We start from the raw sequence: 17,626 nt of genomic DNA, 5'->3' as shown, positions 1-17,626 counted from the left end.
ATGGGATTAGGAAACTTTGAAGATTGGGAAGCGGAGCAACAAGAATCTAATACCGGAATTTTCGGTGATTCTATTGATATGCTTCAATCTGGTGCAATTGATACGGTCGCGGGTGTTGCTGAATTTGCAGGAGCCGAGAACCTAAGTGATAGCTTAAATGATTGGTCGCAAGAGCAATTTAATACGTTGTCGCCGGAAGGTAAATCAGCAATGAGCAAGCAGCTTATTAATGATGACCTTAGTATTGGTGAAGGAGCAAAAGACCCGCGTACTTGGTGGTTGAACTCGATGAACGTGTTAGGTGGCATGGCGGTGACCATGTTCCCAGCGGGTGCGGCTGGTAAGGCTGCAAGCTTGGCGGGGCAAGGTTCACGCATTGCTGCCAATTCAGGAAAAGTGAGTGTTGGTGTTAATGCCTTGCTTAATGGTGCGGCTGGCAATGGTATTTCAGCGCGTGGCGTTCAAGATGATATTAATAACCTGTCATTCGATGATCTTAAGGATTCGCCACGTTTTAAAAATATCGCTCAAACCCATATTTCTAACGGTGATCAACCACTAGAAGCAATGACCAAAGCCCGAGAAGAACTAGCGATAGCGGCGGGTGATGAGTTGAGCGGTGATTTTTCACTGTTTGCGCTTAACAGTGTTTTAGATGGTGTCGGTGATAAGGGTTTCTCTAAGCTAATTAAAGGCTCACTTGGTAAGACAGTAAAAGGTGCCTTGGCTAAAGGTGTTGCTTCAGAGGCCGGAACTGAAGCGGCTCAAGGTTATGGCGAAACCGTTTTAACCAACCAAGCTCGAGAAGAACAAACCAACGAAGGCCGAGATCTTACTGAAGGTGCAGCAGCTAACGCGCTTACTGGTGCGGCTCTTGGTGCTGTAATTGGTGGTGTTCCCGCTCCGATTGGCGCGCAAGTTGGCAAGGTTCGCCGCAGAAACTTTGAGAGCAAAATTGAAAGTGTCGTTAATCCTGAAACCGTTACAAAAATGCGCTCTCAAGGCTATAACGACACCGACATTAGACGAGTTTTAAGTGAAGGTGTTTCGAACCAAGCACTAGGCCTTGGATTTGAGCCAAGCGAAGCAAAACAACTTTCCGATCAAGCCATTGACTTTGCGCTTGGTAATACTCCGTCAGCTAATCAGCGTCACGCCGTTGAAGATGAAGCAGCACAAGGACAACCAAATGAACAACCGCAACAACAGAATGCAACACAAGCGCAAGAGAGTGCGCCGCTCACATGGTCAGAAGAAAACGGTTATCCTGATCCGTCAGAGTTTGGATTATCAGAGCAAGACGCTGAATTAATTATTGACCCACCACCGGAGTTATTGAGTGCACAAGGCACTATTAACCCTAAAGCCCCGAAAGCACTTAAACAGGCTTATCAAATTGCGATGGGCCGCGCCGAGTCTAGCGAATATCACAAAGCTGTATTCAACAACAGCGCCCCAGAACGTGAGCAATCACAACAAGCTTGGAATCAAGAAGCTCAACAAAATCTAAATTGGCAACAGCAACAAAACCCCGAAACTGTAGAACAGGACCAAAACGCGTTAGCCGAGTCAATACGTGCGGGTGATCTTAGTTTTGTGGATAACGCCGCACGTAACGATCAGCAATTTGCTAATGGGTTACGTACTGCTATGGATATTTCACCGTCTGCGGTGCTTCAAATAGCTCAAATGCGCCGTTCTGGTGAAATGAACGAGAACCAAGCGCTTAGTGCGTTACAGCGTGTGATTAACTCAGTGAATAACTTTGATGATTCACTAGACGCAACACCGGAAGAGTTGGACCTAAGAACGCGCTCAAACCAGCAACGTGCACAACAAGACTTTGAAAACATGCCGGACGAACAGCGCCGACAAGAGATCCAAGCTCGTTTATTGCAAGGTCGCCAAGAACAGCAGCAAACTAACTCAGCTCAAGGTCAAGAGCGCCCGAACGGTGAGCGTGATGTTACGCCCGTTAACACAGGCATTGAAAACCAACGCGTAGACAATGCGCCGCGAGTTGAATTTGATCGTTGGTCTGATGTTGTTTCCGGTGACCAAGACATTGATCAGCGTGACTACAATAGCCCGTTTGGTGATTACCGCGAAGCGCAGGTTATGGAGCAAGACACGATCCACCAGCCACGCGAAACGGCAGAGCGACAACCTAGCCCAGAGCCAACGACACAGGACCAAGTTGATCAGTTTCGCGGCCAAAGTGCTGGTGTTCTTCAAGGTAATTTGTCCGGTGTAAATCCCAAGGCAAACCAACGTTCTCAGAAGAAGCAGGGAAAAAAGGTAGCCGAAGGTAAGCGAGCTATTGCGGCCCGTCTTAATGCACAGCAAGAAGCTAACGCACCACAAGACCATTCAACCGAGTACCAGCCTAATAACGCTCTTGCTGATGCCTTTGAAAGTGCCAAGCAACCAGAGCCACAACCGGAGCCAGAGCCAGAAGTAAAACCTGAATCGAAAGCGCCGAAAGCCAAGACTACTCAAACCAAGATTGGTGATGGTGTAGACGGTACAGAAACCAAAGACGGCAAAGCATGGCGCTATAGTCGCGAAGGCGTTCGTACTCAGGTATCGGTTACGGTCCAATCTGATCGCGGTTTTGTTGAATTGATTAGTGGTGGTGTTCGCAAGCGTTTTTACTACGGTAAGAAGGGCGCGGATAAAGGAGTTAGCAGCGAGTCATTAATCAACAATGAGATCCAAGCGGGTAGCTTTGACAATGCTAAGAAGCTAGCGAACAAAGCGATCAACCAACAGTTAGACACCAACGCAACGGCTCAAGCCAAGTCTGAGGAAACACTAGCCGAAGTTAAAGCGACTAGTCGAGATAAAGCGGCTGGTGGCCGTCTTGCTGAATTACAGGAAGAACGTGAAGTAATCGCGGCAGCAGTTAAAGCCCACGAAGATATGGAAGAACGGGACGCGGTTGAAGATAAAGATCCTACGCTAGCCCAAAAGAAAGCGATTCTAGCGGGTGTCGATACGTTTGGTGCAGCGTCTAAAGCTTATGGCGGCATGGACGGTTTATTTCGTGCCGGTCGTCCGTTAAAGCTACGTCTAGCAAGTTTGGATACTGAAATTGGAAAGCTTCAAGATACTGAAGAACAAAGCCCACAGGTAAGTGACGCCGAGCTACAAGGTATCAAGGACGAACAAGCAGACGCTAAGAAAGGTTTTAAAGCAGCAGCAGACGATAACAACCAGTTAGGTATGGACCGTTCAACAGCCCGCCTTAAACGTTTGAACAAGATTCAAGACGGCAAAGGCACTACAGGCGATCTTAAATGGTTACGTTCAGAACTTGCCGAGGCCGCGAAAGGTGTAACCACACCTGAAAAAGCTGAAGTTCAAAAGCCAATAGCCAAAGAGAGATTCAAGGACGCTAAAACCGGTAAGTCTGCTAACCCGCGCATGCAAGCATGGTTAGACACTCTAGACCAAAGCGAACTAGATCAGATCAATGATAATGCTGATTACATGGCTTGGATTGGTAAGCTTCACACTGATTTTTCAAGTGAAACTGGCAAATCACCAACGAATGATAGTGCTGATTTTGATAAGTACATTCGTTCTTATGCTGATAGTAACCTTTCAGATCGAGTGGCCGAACAGCGCGGGCCAAATAAGAAAACGCTATCAGATAAAAGCAATTCTGTTCCTGCAGTTATTGAAAAGCCAACGGTAAATGACAATTCAAACCCAACAAAAACAGAGTTAAATGATCTAATCAATTGGAAGCAATCAACAATTGATAACTATGAAGCCAGAATCGCTAATGGCGAAGACCCTAGAGGTATGAATGGAGTTATAGCAAGAAATAAATCTGATATATCAAAACTAAAGGCGCGCTTGGTAAAGCGTAATTCGGTAATTGATAAGCCAATGACCAAAATTATGAGCAATGCGGTTAAGCGTAAGCTTGGCAAAATTTCTAAGGCAGAGGAAAAGTTATCCAAAGCTGAAGAAAATCAGAGCAAAGTTGAGGCCTTACATTCGACTGATCGTTCTGGTGCAGATAAGAGTAATCCAAAGGTAAAAGCAGCCAACAACCGTGTAGCTACCGCTCAAAAGTCAGTTGACGATGCAATTGGGGAGCTCGGCGATCTCTACAATCGTTTCTTAGACGACCAAAGCGGTAATAAAAAAGAGTGGGACCAGCTTATTGAGGCCGAAAAAGGCCACTTGGAAGAGTTCGACACTCAGATGATGGATGAAGACTATCGCCCACAAAAGGATGAATCCGAGCCAACCAAAAGCTATGACCAGATCCGTGATGATTTAGGTAAAGCTAAGACAGAGATTGAATTTGATGAAGTCTATGCGGATAACCAAGCCGCATTGAAAGCAGGAACGATCACAGAAGCGCGACACAACGAGATTGATAATGGCCGTATTCTTCGAATGAAGGCTGAAGGATTGGCAGGACTGCAAAGAGCCTCAGTGCTTAAGCACTTGGCTAAAACCAACTATCAAAAAATGGTAGATATGGTTGGCGTTCCTAATGGCACCGATGACGCTAAGTATCTAGTAGCAATGAACGATCTACGTGCAAACCTAATCAACATGGAAGTATCGCCAACTGACGTTGATGAGATTATTAAAGGCCTTAATAGCAAGCATATTTCTAGCCGCCAAGTGGCACTTAAGAAAGTTGCGGAATTGCTTGGTGAAGGTCCAGAGCCAACACCACCAAAGAAAAAAGCACCAACGAAGAAAGCCGAAACCAAAGCAAAAGGGTTAAGCGACTTTTCTGGCGCAGTGGCGGCGGTTAATCCCGCCGTCAAAGGTGAATTGTCTTTTGATGAATATAAAGCGGTCCTTGCTTCGCTGGTGGCTAGTGAGTCAGATATCAAAGCCGCTCTCTATGATTCGCCGGTTGTTAAGCGCAAGCGTAAGGAGGACGTTAAGGATTCACTGGTTAAGCAGAATTTTAACCGTCTTGTTTATGGCATGTTGCAAGCGATTAGCCCGAACTATGGCAGCTATGAAGGTTTAGACGTATTTAGCAAGCGTTCGACACTTGAACAGCTTGAGGATCGTGTTAGTGCACTAACGGAAGAAACCTATAACACCAACGTAGCGAACCGCAAAGAACAGCGCGCTAAGAGTGAGTCAGACGAAAAGGCACGTAAAGCTGGTATCGAGAACCCAGAGACACGCGCCGACTTTATGCGCTTGGCTAGTTCAAAGGATGTTTCTCTCAACAATATCGCCACTATCCTAGATGATGAGCAGCTAGCACAGTTTGACACGCTAGCCGCTCAAGCATTCGCAGAGAAGCAAGAAAACCAGTTTCAGCGAGAGCTTGAAAGACGCGGGACCATTCAAGCGGTGGAAGGCACCGACTCAGTAGGTCATGAAACCGAAATGAGCACGTTTGATAGTGGTTCGCCGTCTTATGTGGTTCGTCTTACTGATCGTATTGGTAAAGAGAAGTGGAAGGAGCTAGCACAGGCCGCACGTAAAATTGATTCAGGCGTTAAAGTTGCTAATGCTCGATATGCCAAGTCAGTGGGTAAACCCGAAGGTTGGCACTTCACTAGCCCAGAGGCACAAAACCAGTTTGTTGCCTTGCTTCGTGGTGAAGAGGTTAACGCAACGGAGAACCTAACGGCTCAAGCCGAGAAGAAAGCGAACAGCGCGAAAGAGAAGCAAGTAAACAAGCTTAAGTCTCTATCCGAAAGCCAAGACGCAAAAGCTGAAGAGGTTATCAACCAAGACCGTAAAACTAACACGGCCAAGCGCGCCGGTGATGCAGCTAGAGTTCTTGAACGCGCTTATGGTCAGCAGGAAAACGCTAGAATCCTTGGCAAGATTGCCGAAGGTGTTGAGAGTGGTGATATTAGCGTACTTGGTAACCTACAAGACCTAACGCAATTAGAAACGCTTGAATACTTAACCCGCCGTCTTTTATGGAACATGAGCGAGTCAGACCGTGACAAGTTTGCCAAGCGCGACAGCATGGGCCGATGGTTCTTAAACAGTGACGTTACGATTGATCAGATTGTGCGTTTTGCTCGATTCCCAGATCCAGAAATGCACGTTAACAACCTGAACGGCCTTGCGCGTGATATGGCAGTGGTCAAAGGTTACTTGAACACCGGCAAGTTCATTGCCAAGCAAGTGGAAAACCATAGTGGCGACAACCTAATCACAATGACCGGTCCAGTTTGGAATAAGCACATTGCTAAGATCCGAGCTTTTGCGAAGATCAAAAATTATGGTGCTGCAGACCTAGCAAACGAGCTATTCAAAACAGAAGGTCGATTAAATCGTATGGGTATCGTTGATAACGCTACTTTACGTGAAGCACTGCGAGAGCTAGACGCAGTAAGCAAAGAGATCACCACCAGCAAGCCGAAAGAGACACCAGTATCCCGTTTGACTGATGCTATTGAGCAAAAGGTAAGGGCTAGCAATAAAGCCTATATTGATTTCTTCCCTACAGACAATAACGAACTTGCAGAAAATGTGATTGATAGTGCCGACATTCAAGAGGGCATGAAGGTATTAGAGCCAAGCGCGGGCATGGGTGATCTTGCCGATAGAATCGCGGCGAAAGGTGCGGATCTTGATGTGGGTGATATTTCTAGTGATATGCGTGAATTGCTCGAGGCCAAGGGCCATAACGTCATTGGTGATAACTTCCTTGAAATGGAAAGCGCACCAATTTATGACCGCATAGTTATGAACCCACCATTTCACAACGATTCAGCGATCACTCATATCAATCACGCTCTATCAATGCTTAAAGATGGTGGTCGCTTGGTGGCTATCACTCCAATTAATACCGGAGACAAAGGTAACAGCAAGAATAAGAACTTCAGAGAGTACCTAGACGCAGTAGGAGCGGTGGAAGAGAACAACCCAAGCGGAAGCTTTAAGAACTCGCTTAACTCTACTGGTGTAGAAACCAAGACCATTGTTATCGATAAGCCGGAGAACAGCGCAGACTTACCGCCGCCTGATGATATTCGTTTTAGTCAGACTTCAGTTGGTGCAGATACAAAAAGCGCGGGTGTTACGGTTCGCAAGGTAATGAACGAGGCCGATAAGTTCATTTCAGGCTATGAAGGCATGAAAGGGATTAACGTCACTGTAGTTGAGACTCAAGATCAGTTAAGTGACTTCACGGCCACTGAACCAAATACGAAAGTTAAAGGTGTTTGGTTGTCCGGTGATAACCGTGTTGTGCTGGTGGCCGAAAACTTAGCGAACGCTCAAGAGGTGCGTAGTGTTTTACGACATGAACTAATTGCACATAACGGTTTGTACGCCAATTTATCTCCAAAAGAAATAGAGACTCTAACCAAGAAAATTAACGCGTTACGAGGTAACGCCAAAGTTAAGCCGTTGTTCGATGAAGTTGATAAAGCATACAAAGGCGCACCGGATGAAGTAAAAGCCGAGGAAGTGATCGCCCGCCTTGCTGAGAAAGAAAGCGGCAAACTTAAACAGATTGCGGATCGTGTATTGGCATTTGTCATGGGTGCCTTGCGTCGTTCTGGTGTGCTATCTCAAGATAAAGCTACGCTAGCCGAAATTCGCACCATGATTAACAACACTGACAACTACCTACGTGACAACAAAGGTCAATTACGTTCCCCAGGAGTGATTAGATTCTCTCAAACAATTGCTAAAGAAGACGCTGAACAAGTCGATTACGGCGATCCTAAGATGAGTTATGCGGAAGCTGTAGAGATACAGGCCGATACATTCCTTAAACAGATCTTAGGTAAAGTACCTTCAAAGCTAAAAAGCACAGCACTTTATGACGCAATGAAGGGCAACGGTTGGGGTTTGTTAACTCTTCGCCAGCTAGCAGAAGTGGCAAAAGCCAAAGTCTCTCCAAACTACAGCAATTTACTTGATCAGTACGTAACGACAGTAAATACAAAAATGGCCCGTCAAAATGCCTTATTGGAAGACGTAACGGATCTTAGTGAAGACATTCGCCAATGGATTAGAAAGGGCAATAAAGACAAAGCCGATGAGCTGTTTACCTTTATGCACGAATCGACATTAGAGAACGTGGACCCATCTAGAGAGTACCAAGACTTAACCGACTTGCTTACCGATATGATTGGCATCAAAGAGCAGCAGATAAAAGGCCGTTCAGGTGAATCGAATAAGCAACTTTTCGATGAGTTGAAACAGTACAAGAAAGATCTGAAAGGTGAGATGTACCGCCGTAAGGCTCACGCCAAGATGAAGGTCATTTATGATCGAATGACTGATGAACAAAAAGACTTGTTTGGCCGCGTTCGTGACCACTATGAAAAGCAACAAGACGATATGTTTACCGCGCTGGTGGATCGTGCGGCTAAGTTATCGCTAACTGGTACGGGTTCATCATCTAGTAAACAGGCTTTAAATATCCATGCTCGACTAATCAAAGAATTTGGTAAGACTCACGCCGCTGAACTTGGAAAGCTTGGAAGTAGTGAGATAGCTCTAGAGCTTGCCATTGCTAAGAAAGGTTACTACGTACCATTAGCGCGTTTTGGTAAGTATTGGGTATCAACAAAGTGGGAAGCGGGCAGCAAGAAACCAAACGGCGAAGTAGAGCTTGATTCTCAATTTGAAATGTTTGAGAGCGAAGAGGAAATGAACGCTCGAGTTAAACAACTAACGGCGGCAGGGTTTAAGCCTAAGTTTGGTAAGAATATCGAAGAGTCGGGTATGGTTTCAGGTGCGACCATGAGTTTCGTTACTGACGTTATGGACAAGATTAACGAGGCCAAGGCCCAGAACGAAGTTAAAGACCAACTCAAAGACGACTTGTATCAAATGTTCTTACAAGCATTGCCCGATCGTTCAATTCGTAAATCGTTTATTCACCGTAAAGGCACAAAAGGTTATTCAGATAATGCCTTGCGCGCCTTAGCTGATCAGGGTTTCAAGCAATCACGCCAACAAGCCCGCCTCGAGACTGAAGACGACTTACAAGCGATCCTTACTGGTGTTAATGATATGGCTAAGTCTGAAACTAATAACGTTTCGGCTCAACGTATCGCTGATGAAATGAATAAGCGCCATGAGTGGGTAATGAACCCTAAACGCGCTAAGTGGGCGCAAAAGTTAACGGGTATTGGTTTCTTTATGCTTATCGGTGCTTCACCAGCTTCAGCATTAATGAACATCACTCAAAATATTCAGGTGGCTATCCCGGTTATCGGTTCTAAGTATGGCTATGCGGCTACAGCTTCAGAAATGGGCAAATTAACAAAGCTATGGGTTACTAATCGCTACGCGGCCAGCAAGGACCAAAAGACCAAGAACCGATTTGGTGTACTTGGTTCAATCCTTGAGGGTGACGAACGCGAGGCTATGCGTAGAGCCGTAGAACAGGGAACGATTGACGTAACACAAACCAGTGATGCTTTAGGGCTAGCAGAAGAACCGGACGCGCAAATCGGTGATTGGAAAGACCGAGTTAACCGAACTCTTGGCTGGTCGTTCCACAATGCGGAGGTTTTAAACCGAGAAGTTACGTTTATGACAGCCTACCGTTTAGCTAAACGTGATGGTCTTGGAAACGAGGCGGCTTACCACTACGCGACTAAGGCAACGTGGGATAGTCATTTTGATTATGGTTCATTGAACCGCGCCCGCTTTATGCAGGGTGATGTGGCTACCGTAGCAATGCAGTTTAAGCAGTACTCACAGAATATGAGTTACTACCTAATTCACAACACGCTTAAAGCATTGGGTAAAGGTAATCCAACGCCGGAGCAGAAAGCGGAAGCACGTAAGCAGATCATGGGAACCATGGCCTTAACGTTTGCAATGGGCGGCTTGTCAGCAATGCCATTAGCAACGTTGGCCGCTATTGCGAACATGGTTCATTCTGCAATTAGTGATGAATATGATCCTTGGGATGCTGAAACCGAGCTAAACGGTATCTTAACCGAGTGGTTTGGTGCTGAATGGGCTAAGACGCTTTATAACGGTTTGCCGCCTGAAGTTGGTTTACCTTCAATCGGTAGCCGCATAAACATTGATTTTATGGGTATGTGGGTACGTCAATCTGACGCTGAGAACGCAAGCGGGACCGTAGCAGATATTGGTGAGCAATTCTTTGGTCCTATTGGCGGCATCATTACGAACGGCGCGAGAGGCTTTGATTACATGGGGCAAGGGCGTTTGTATCGCGGTACTGAAATGTTTATGCCTAAATGGATTAAAGACATTGTTAAAACTGCCAGATATAGCGCTGAAGGTGGGAACGTCACCAATAGGAACGGTGAGGTTATGGTTGGTGATCTAACAGGTGTTGAATACGCGGGCCAGCTACTTGGTTTTACGCCGACTCGACTATCTGAGCAATATGACACCAACAGCCGGATCAAGAAGTACGAGAACAAAATCAAGATGCACCGCAAAATTCTAATGAATCAAATGTGGGTGTCTTACATGAAGAAGGACCAAGAAGAGATCCGCAATATTTGGAAGAGCATCAAAGAGTACAACCGCAGTGATTGGGGCAAGGTGAATCCTATAACGAGTGATGCCGTGAAAACTTCACTACAAGGTCACTTGAGAATGCAGCAAAAGGCCGTTAACGGTTTGCATTACAACCCTAAATTTGAGCAGTTAGTTAGAAACAAATTCTTACAGGAATAAAGAACCGGAATGAAAGTATTTATTGATATAAGTGTTTCTATCAGATCCTATTGTCGAATTGGTATAAAAGTGTAATATATTCTTATTCACATTATGTAATGCGTCTTATGTAAACACAGCAAGAAATAATATAACAAACCAATAAGAGGAATACCGGAAGTATGAAGGCACTAAAAAGAGATCTACTTGTCGTTTCGCAACTAGCTGAATCTGATCAGCCACTTAGTAGCGAATCTAAAGAATTTATGATTGTTACAGTGTCTAAAGCAGCAAAAGCACTTGATACTTTATTTTGCTCTGATGAGCAGAAACAAGAGATAGAGTAACAACGAAATAAAGTAGAGAGCGTCATACCGCTCTCTACTTGCTATACGTTAAATCTTATTGGTAAGAAAAAAGGGCTAACCACGTAGGTTAGCCCTTTTTACTTGGATATTGGTATTGTTAGATTGCCGTAACACCTAGCTGTCTAGCCATGCTCAATTCATTTCGCTCAACGATCTCTTCAATTATTTTCCCTTCTTCATTGAATTTAAAGTAAGTAAGACTTGTCCACGTTACATCCTTACCGGAAACGTCAAAGCCAAGCCAAGTGTTAGCATTTTTAGCCTTGTGAGTTAACGCGACTACAACTTCATTTCCAGATTCAACGATACGTTGAAACGTTGTCTCGAGTGATTCATAACGTTCTGTCACGCAAGATTTCAATTTAGCTTCAAAATCAACTAAACCTACTAAAGTCTGACCACAATCTGGTCGGTGAATCAGTGCGTTTTCATCAAAATATTGACTAACTAACTCTGTTGCTTTCCCGTCTACGCAATGTTTGAAATAGTCTTTTATGGTCTGTACGTTTTTACTGGTCATGTAATTACCTTGTGCTTCTTTTATGGAACTAATGAGTATTCTAGCTTTTATTGAGCGGTTGAATAGGGTACAAAAGATCGATAGCCTGTTCACAATATGTTGACAATAGGGGGTCACATGAACGTTTTAACTCTAGTGAAGTCATTCATTTGTACTGTAGAGGAAGGAAGCTTTACATCGGCAGCAAAAAAGCTAGGCGTGTCAAAGTCGTTGGTTAGCCGGAATGTAAAAGATCTTGAGACTTATCTAAGTGCCAGTTTAATGAATAGGTCTACTAAAACATTCGCACTGACTGACGCCGGAAAGCTGTACTACCAAGAGGCTAATGTATTGGTGTCTAGGTTCGAATCGTTAAACAACGCGGTTAGGTTTGATGGTGAGTCTATTACAGGCGCTTTAAACGTATTAGCACCTAAAGGTTTTAGTGAAATATTGCTAATGCCGTTTATCTGTAAGTTCGCCAATAAATACCCATCGTTAAAAGTAAACTTACGGCTGCATGATGATTTGGATAGCTTGGACCAAATTGGTTATGACGTAGCGATCAGGTCAGGTAGCTTAGTTCGCCAAGATTTTGATTTGATAGCGACTAAATTGGTCGAGCATAGGAATGTAATCTGCGCATCACCTAAGTACATAAGTGAGCATGGGGAGATTAATGAACCAATAGATATTTTATCGCATAGGATAATTGAAGATCCCAACCTAAAGCTTGATCAAATGTGGATGTTTACCAAAGGTAATGAAGTGAAAAATATACCCATTAATCCGGCAATGACGGTTAACAGCGTTCAAGCGGTTCGGTACGCACTACTCGATAATTTTGGTCTGGCTATGATTCCTAAGTTACTGGCTCAAGATGAAATAGATAGCGGCCGACTTATCGAGTTATTTCCAGAATATGATCTACCAAAAAGGGAAGTCTATGCTCTATACCATGGCCGCGCCAACATGCCTAAAAAGGTGAGAGTGCTTATTGATGAATTAAAGTCATACTTTGCGGAATGGTAATTGCTTTTAAGCAAAGTTTAGTGTGCATATAACTGTGCATAATGGTTTTTTAGGGTGGTTTGCTGGTGGTCTTAACTATATGAAAAGGAACAATAAATCAATAAGCGGGCGCGATAAATGATATTTCTTTCATAATCGTTATACTCGAAGTAAGTCCACCAATAAGCGGTGAATGAATAGAGTCGCAACTATATCATTCATACAATTTATGAGGCAACGTTATGGAAAATTCACAATATATTTTTGTCGTATCAGGCGTAGTTCAGTGTGTTGGCTTTCGCTATCACACCAGTAGGCAGGCACAAGCTCTGGGCATTTCAGGCTATGCAAAGAACCTAAATGATGGCCGAGTTGAAGTGTTAGCTGTCGGAAAGGGTAAGGAAATAGAGAAGTTCCACGCTTGGCTCAATATTGGCCCTTCGAGTGCGACGGTAGACCAAGTAGTGATGCATCGAGTTAAAGAAAGTGAGCGGCAGGATGTGCGTATAGGGGAATTTAAAATACTGTAGCTAGCGCACTACAGTATTTACCTTTTTACCTTGAGAGCAACCTAAAGCTGTTTAAGCTTTACAAGCATTTTGCTGGTTTAGGTAAACCCGCGAGCTTGGTTGCTTGTTTAGCGGGGCCTTTCTTGAACAATTTGAATAGGTACTTGCTGTTACCTTTCTCTGGGCCGTGCGCTTTCTCCATCGCTTTAACGAGCATACGAACAGCCGGAGAGGTTTTGAACTCTTCGTAAAAGCTTCTTACAAAATGGACCACTTCCAAGTGTGCTTCAGTCAATTCAATCGCTTCGTCTTCAGCCAGGATTTCAATCATACCTTCTTCCCATTGTGTGTAGTCCAATAGGTAGCCTTGAGCGTCGGTTTCAATTTGTTTGCCATTATATTCAAACATGTTTAGTCCAGAATCAGTTTAACTCAGTAAATAGGGTACATGACCACGTTTGCCTTTCTCAAGAAATATCGTCGTTATCTCTAGGAATATTGCAACTATAGATACAAAAAAGCCCAAGAGACAGGCTCTTGGGCTCAATTTTGGACGAACTATGATTAGTCGTTGCTGTTCATAATACCTAAGATGCTTAGTAGGCTGATGAAGATGTTGTAGATCGAAACATACAAGCTAATCGTTGCTGAGATGTAGTTTGTTTCACCGCCGCGGATGATGCTTTGCGTTGTTAGCAAAATAACACCAGTCGAGAATAGGATGAACATACCGCTCATTGCTAAAGACAGTAGAGGCATTTGTAGGAAGATGTTTGCAACCATCCCTACTAGCAGAACAACAAAACCAGCCATTAGCATACCGTTAAGGAATGAAAGGTCACGTTTAGTCGTCAGTGCGTAAGCTGATGCACCCATAAATGCTAATGCTGTACCACCAAGTGCAGTAAGGATGACATCACCCATGCCTGCGCCAACGTACATGTTTAAGATTGGACCAATGGTGTAGCCTAAGAAACCTGTAAATAGGAATGTGAACACTAGACCCATGCTGTTGTCACGGTTCTTTTCTGTTAGGAACAGTAGGCCGTAGAAACCAACTAGCATAATGATAAGACCAGGGCGAGGAAGGTTCATCGCCATAGATACGCCTGCTACTACAGCAGACCAAAGTAGTGTCATAGACAGTAGTGCGTACGTGTTACGCAACACTTTATTGGTTTGCAGAGCATTCTCTTGAGTTGCTGTGCGTGAAAACATAGGGCTGTTCATAATCTTCCTCGTAAGGTGACTTCAATAGTTATTAGTACATTTATGGGGCTGAAAGTTCGAAAAATCAAGTCTTTCATTCCTTTTGTATACCTAAAATAATAATCAAAATAGTCGGTTAAGTGTTTCTTAAGGTGTAACAAAGTGTTTCTAATGACGTATAAAGTGTCGCTAATACTCGATGTTCAAACTTTTATAGTTACTGGCTAATGATTTATAACCTTTGAAAAACTATCTATAACCTTGAAAAATAAAGAGGCGACCTAAGCCGCCTCTATAGTTTATGCATCATAACACATTAATGGTGCAAGATTTGGCTCAAGAAGTTCTGCGTTCTGTCCGATTGTGGGTTTTCAAAGAAGTCGACAGGGTTGTTCTCTTCTATGATTTCACCTGCATCCATAAAGATAACGCGGTCGGCAACTTCTTTAGCAAAACCCATCTCGTGCGTTACACACAACATCGTCATGCCTTCTTCTGCAAGCTCAACCATAACGTCTAGTACTTCACGAACCATTTCCGGGTCGAGTGCCGATGTTGGTTCATCAAACAACATGACTTGAGGGTTCATACATAAAGAACGAGCGATTGCTACACGTTGTTGTTGGCCACCTGAAAGCTGTCCTGGGAATTTATCCGCTTGCTCAGGGATTTTTACACGCTCAAGGAATTTCATAGCGATGGCTTCAGCTTCCTCTTTCGGCATCTTCTTCACCCAAATAGGGGCCAGAGTACAGTTTTCTAAAACCGTTAAGTGAGGGAATAGGTTGAAGTGTTGGAAACACATACCTACATCTCTGCGTACGGCTTCAATGTTCTTCAGGTCTTCTGTAAGTTCATTACCTGAAACGAAGATATGACCTTTTTGGTGCTCTTCTAATCGGTTGATACAGCGAATCATCGTGGATTTACCTGAACCGGAAGGGCCACAAATTACAATTTTCTCGCCTTTTCTAACTTCCAAATTGATGTTTTTAAGAACGTGGAACTCACCGTACCACTTGTTCATGTCTTTTAACTCGATCATAAGACCTTGAGAGTTGTTTTCTGTTTGCTGCGTCATAATACGTCCTTGATCTTGTTAATTATCGTTTGTGACCGGTGTGAAGTTTGTTTTCTAGCCAAATCGAGTATCTCGACATGCCAAAACAAAACACCCAGAACACTAACGCGACAAATACATAACTTTCTGTTGAAAACCCAAGCCATTCAGGATCGGTATTCGCGGCTTGGCCAATTCCCAATACATCAAACATACCGATAATTAAAACCAGACTGGTATCTTTGAACAAACCAATAAAGGTATTCACAATTGAAGGAATCGTGATTTTAAGAGCTTGAGGTAGAATGATAAGCCCTGTTTTTTTCCAGTAGCTCAACCCTAAAGCATCAGCGGCTTCGTATTGACCTTTTGGTATTGCTTGCAAACCACCGCGGATTACCTCTGCTATATAAGCCGCACTAAATAGTACTACCCCAACCAACGCTCTGATCAGTTTATCGGTTTCCATCCCTTCTGATAAAAAGAGCGGAAGCATTACCGATGCCATAAATAGAACCGTAATCAGCGGTACACCACGCCAAATTTCGATGTAAACAGTACACATACTGCGGATGATCGGCATCTCTGAACGACGCCCAAGTGCCAATGCAACGCCAATAGGAAGTGACACTACAATACCAACAAGTGCGATGATCAGCGTAACTAGTAGACCGCCCCATTTATGGGTATCAACAACCTCTAGTCCAAATACACCACCGTATAGTAAGCCAGCAATGATAAACGGGTAGATGTTTACGAAGAACAACCAAATCCACGTGCGCTTAGGTGTTTTTTCGTAAGCTAACAAAACGACAAAAATAGCTAACGTTGCGTAGAAAAGGCGAGGGCGCCACAGTTCAGCTTCTGGATAAAAGCCGTACATGAATTGGTCCCAACGAACACTAATGAAAACCCAACAAGCACCGTCGCTAGTACAGGCATCACGTGTTGTTCCAATCCAATCAGCATTAATGAATGCCCAATCTGCTATTGCCCACAATAAAGTGAAAGCAAAATAACCAAGGATCACAGTGACGACACTGTTAATTGGTCCATTAAATAGATTTTTTCTTAACCAACCGACAGGTCCAACAGTATTCGCTGGAGGCGGAAGATCAGGTTGAAATTGATGTGTACTCATCTTATCTCTCCACCAACGCTACTTTGCGGTTGTATATGTTCATTAGAGCGGATGTTAATAGGCTTAGAGTCAGGTAGACGCCCATTGTCATCGCGATTACTTCGATAGCTTGTCCAGTTTGGTTCAATGTTGTTCCTGCAAATACAGACACAAGATCGGGATAACCAATGGCCATCGCAAGTGATGAGTTTTTGGTCAGATTCAAATACTGACTGGTTAATGGTGGAATGATAATTCTTAATGCTTGTGGAATAATCACCAACTTGAGGGTTCGTGTTCTAGGGAGACCTAGAGACATCGCAGCCTCTGTTTGCCCATGGTTTACCGCGTTAATACCTGAACGCACAATCTCGGCGATGAACGCTGCTGTGTAGATACTTAAAGCAAGCATCAACGCTGCTAGTTCAGGGATGATGCTAATACCGCCTTTGAAGTTAAACCCTTTCAAAACTGGGTACTCCGCAGAGATAGGCATACCCATAACAAAGTAAGTTACCAACGGTAAGCCCACAATCAGTGCCGCAGCAATTCGCAACATTGGTGTTTGTTGGCCGGTTAGCTTTTGCTTGTTATTAGCCCAGATGTTGATAACAAAAGTAGCGATGACACCAGTAATCAATGATGCGATCACAATGCTACTGCCTTGCTCTAACACTGGTGCAGGGAAGTACAAACCACGTACGTTCAAGAAAATGGCTTCACCAAGGCTCATACTTTGACGAGCAGAAGGTAAAGCTTGTAGAACGGCGAAATACCAGAAAAAGATTTGCAACAGAAGAGGGATGTTTCGGAATATCTCAATATAGATAGCTGCAAATCGGCTAACTAACCAATTTGAAGAGAGCCTTGCAATACCCATACTAAAGCCCAGTACCGTGGCTAACATGATGCCGAGTACAGAAACCAAAGCGGTATTGAGAAGACCGATAAAGAAGGTTCGACCGTATGAGAATGTTTCGTCGTATTCAATCAGTGTTAAGCCGATACCAAAACCAGCTTCTTGAGATAAAAAATCAAAACCAGTGGCGATACCACGGGAATCTAAGTTAGTGAGTGCATTGTTTACAATCGTGTAGAAGAAAGCACAAAGCGCCCCGACGGCGAGAATTTGGAAAACAATTGAGCGAAAAGTGGGGTTGTAAAAAAGGTTGGCACTTTTGGGCTGTGGCTTTGCCTGAGCTGGAGAAATAGTTTCATTAGGTTTCATAC

The 17,626-nt window shown here is 44.0% G+C and carries 10 protein-coding genes; 4 read left to right on the top strand and 6 right to left on the bottom strand.

From position 1 onward, the window contains the following. A complete protein-coding gene (locus OCU90_RS09295; protein WP_061024232.1) occupies nt 1–10,641 on the top strand; it encodes a PLxRFG domain-containing protein in 10,641 nt (3,546 codons plus the stop codon). Between the two features lie 161 nt (nt 10,642–10,802). Further along, nucleotides 10,803–10,967: a hypothetical protein gene (locus OCU90_RS09290; RefSeq protein ID WP_155647280.1), complete on the top strand. Its 165-nt coding sequence runs from the start codon at nt 10,803–10,805 to the stop codon at nt 10,965–10,967. 118 nt (nt 10,968–11,085) lie between these two features. On the opposite strand, the gene OCU90_RS09285 is transcribed toward OCU90_RS09290, so the two are convergent. After that, a complete protein-coding gene (locus OCU90_RS09285) occupies nt 11,086–11,508 on the bottom strand; it encodes an ester cyclase (RefSeq protein WP_061024231.1) in 423 nt (140 codons plus the stop codon). A gap of 117 nt (nt 11,509–11,625) precedes the next feature. Between OCU90_RS09285 and OCU90_RS09280 the strand changes: the two genes are divergently transcribed. Beyond that, nucleotides 11,626–12,519, top strand: a complete 894-nt coding sequence (locus tag OCU90_RS09280) for a LysR family transcriptional regulator (protein ID WP_061024230.1) — start codon at nt 11,626–11,628, stop codon at nt 12,517–12,519. A gap of 221 nt (nt 12,520–12,740) precedes the next feature. Then, on the top strand, nt 12,741–13,028 hold the full coding sequence (gene yccX / locus OCU90_RS09275) for an acylphosphatase (protein ID WP_061024229.1): 288 nt from the start codon (nt 12,741–12,743) through the stop codon (nt 13,026–13,028). Nucleotides 13,029–13,086: 58 nt separating this feature from the next. On the opposite strand, the gene OCU90_RS09270 is transcribed toward yccX, so the two are convergent. The 5 genes from OCU90_RS09270 to OCU90_RS09250 form a co-directional block, all read right to left on the bottom strand. Next, nucleotides 13,087–13,416, bottom strand: a complete 330-nt coding sequence (locus tag OCU90_RS09270; RefSeq protein WP_017082226.1) for a TusE/DsrC/DsvC family sulfur relay protein — start codon at nt 13,414–13,416, stop codon at nt 13,087–13,089. A 155-nt stretch (nt 13,417–13,571) separates the two neighbouring features. After that, nucleotides 13,572–14,237: a Bax inhibitor-1/YccA family protein gene (locus OCU90_RS09265; RefSeq protein WP_017077199.1), complete on the bottom strand. Its 666-nt coding sequence runs from the start codon at nt 14,235–14,237 to the stop codon at nt 13,572–13,574. A 295-nt stretch (nt 14,238–14,532) separates the two neighbouring features. After that, nucleotides 14,533–15,297 (bottom strand): amino acid ABC transporter ATP-binding protein, encoded by a 765-nt coding sequence (locus OCU90_RS09260; RefSeq protein WP_004733637.1) that lies wholly within the window; start codon nt 15,295–15,297, stop codon nt 14,533–14,535. A 22-nt stretch (nt 15,298–15,319) separates the two neighbouring features. Then, nucleotides 15,320–16,417 (bottom strand): amino acid ABC transporter permease, encoded by a 1,098-nt coding sequence (locus OCU90_RS09255; protein WP_061024228.1) that lies wholly within the window; start codon nt 16,415–16,417, stop codon nt 15,320–15,322. 1 nt (nt 16,418) lies between these two features. Then, on the bottom strand, nt 16,419–17,624 hold the full coding sequence (locus tag OCU90_RS09250; protein ID WP_004733635.1) for an amino acid ABC transporter permease: 1,206 nt from the start codon (nt 17,622–17,624) through the stop codon (nt 16,419–16,421). Nucleotides 17,625–17,626 lie beyond the last annotated feature (2 nt).

The sequence above is a fragment of the Vibrio splendidus genome (assembly GCF_024347615.1).
In the GTDB taxonomy this organism is placed as follows: Bacteria; Pseudomonadota; Gammaproteobacteria; order Enterobacterales; family Vibrionaceae; genus Vibrio; species Vibrio splendidus.
This window is presented reverse-complemented; position numbering and strand designations above follow the sequence as displayed.

Coding starts and splice junctions, on each gene's coding strand:
- OCU90_RS09290 (WP_155647280.1), top strand. CDS start 10,803: ATGAAGGCACTAAAAAGAGATCTACTTGTCGTTTCGCAACTAGCTGAA.
- OCU90_RS09250 (WP_004733635.1), bottom strand. CDS start 17,624: ATGAAACCTAATGAAACTATTTCTCCAGCTCAGGCAAAGCCACAGCCC.
- yccX (WP_061024229.1), top strand. CDS start 12,741: ATGGAAAATTCACAATATATTTTTGTCGTATCAGGCGTAGTTCAGTGT.
- OCU90_RS09295 (WP_061024232.1), top strand. CDS start 1: ATGGGATTAGGAAACTTTGAAGATTGGGAAGCGGAGCAACAAGAATCT.
- OCU90_RS09270 (WP_017082226.1), bottom strand. CDS start 13,416: ATGTTTGAATATAATGGCAAACAAATTGAAACCGACGCTCAAGGCTAC.
- OCU90_RS09280 (WP_061024230.1), top strand. CDS start 11,626: ATGAACGTTTTAACTCTAGTGAAGTCATTCATTTGTACTGTAGAGGAA.
- OCU90_RS09255 (WP_061024228.1), bottom strand. CDS start 16,417: ATGAGTACACATCAATTTCAACCTGATCTTCCGCCTCCAGCGAATACT.
- OCU90_RS09260 (WP_004733637.1), bottom strand. CDS start 15,297: ATGACGCAGCAAACAGAAAACAACTCTCAAGGTCTTATGATCGAGTTA.
- OCU90_RS09285 (WP_061024231.1), bottom strand. CDS start 11,508: ATGACCAGTAAAAACGTACAGACCATAAAAGACTATTTCAAACATTGC.
- OCU90_RS09265 (WP_017077199.1), bottom strand. CDS start 14,237: ATGAACAGCCCTATGTTTTCACGCACAGCAACTCAAGAGAATGCTCTG.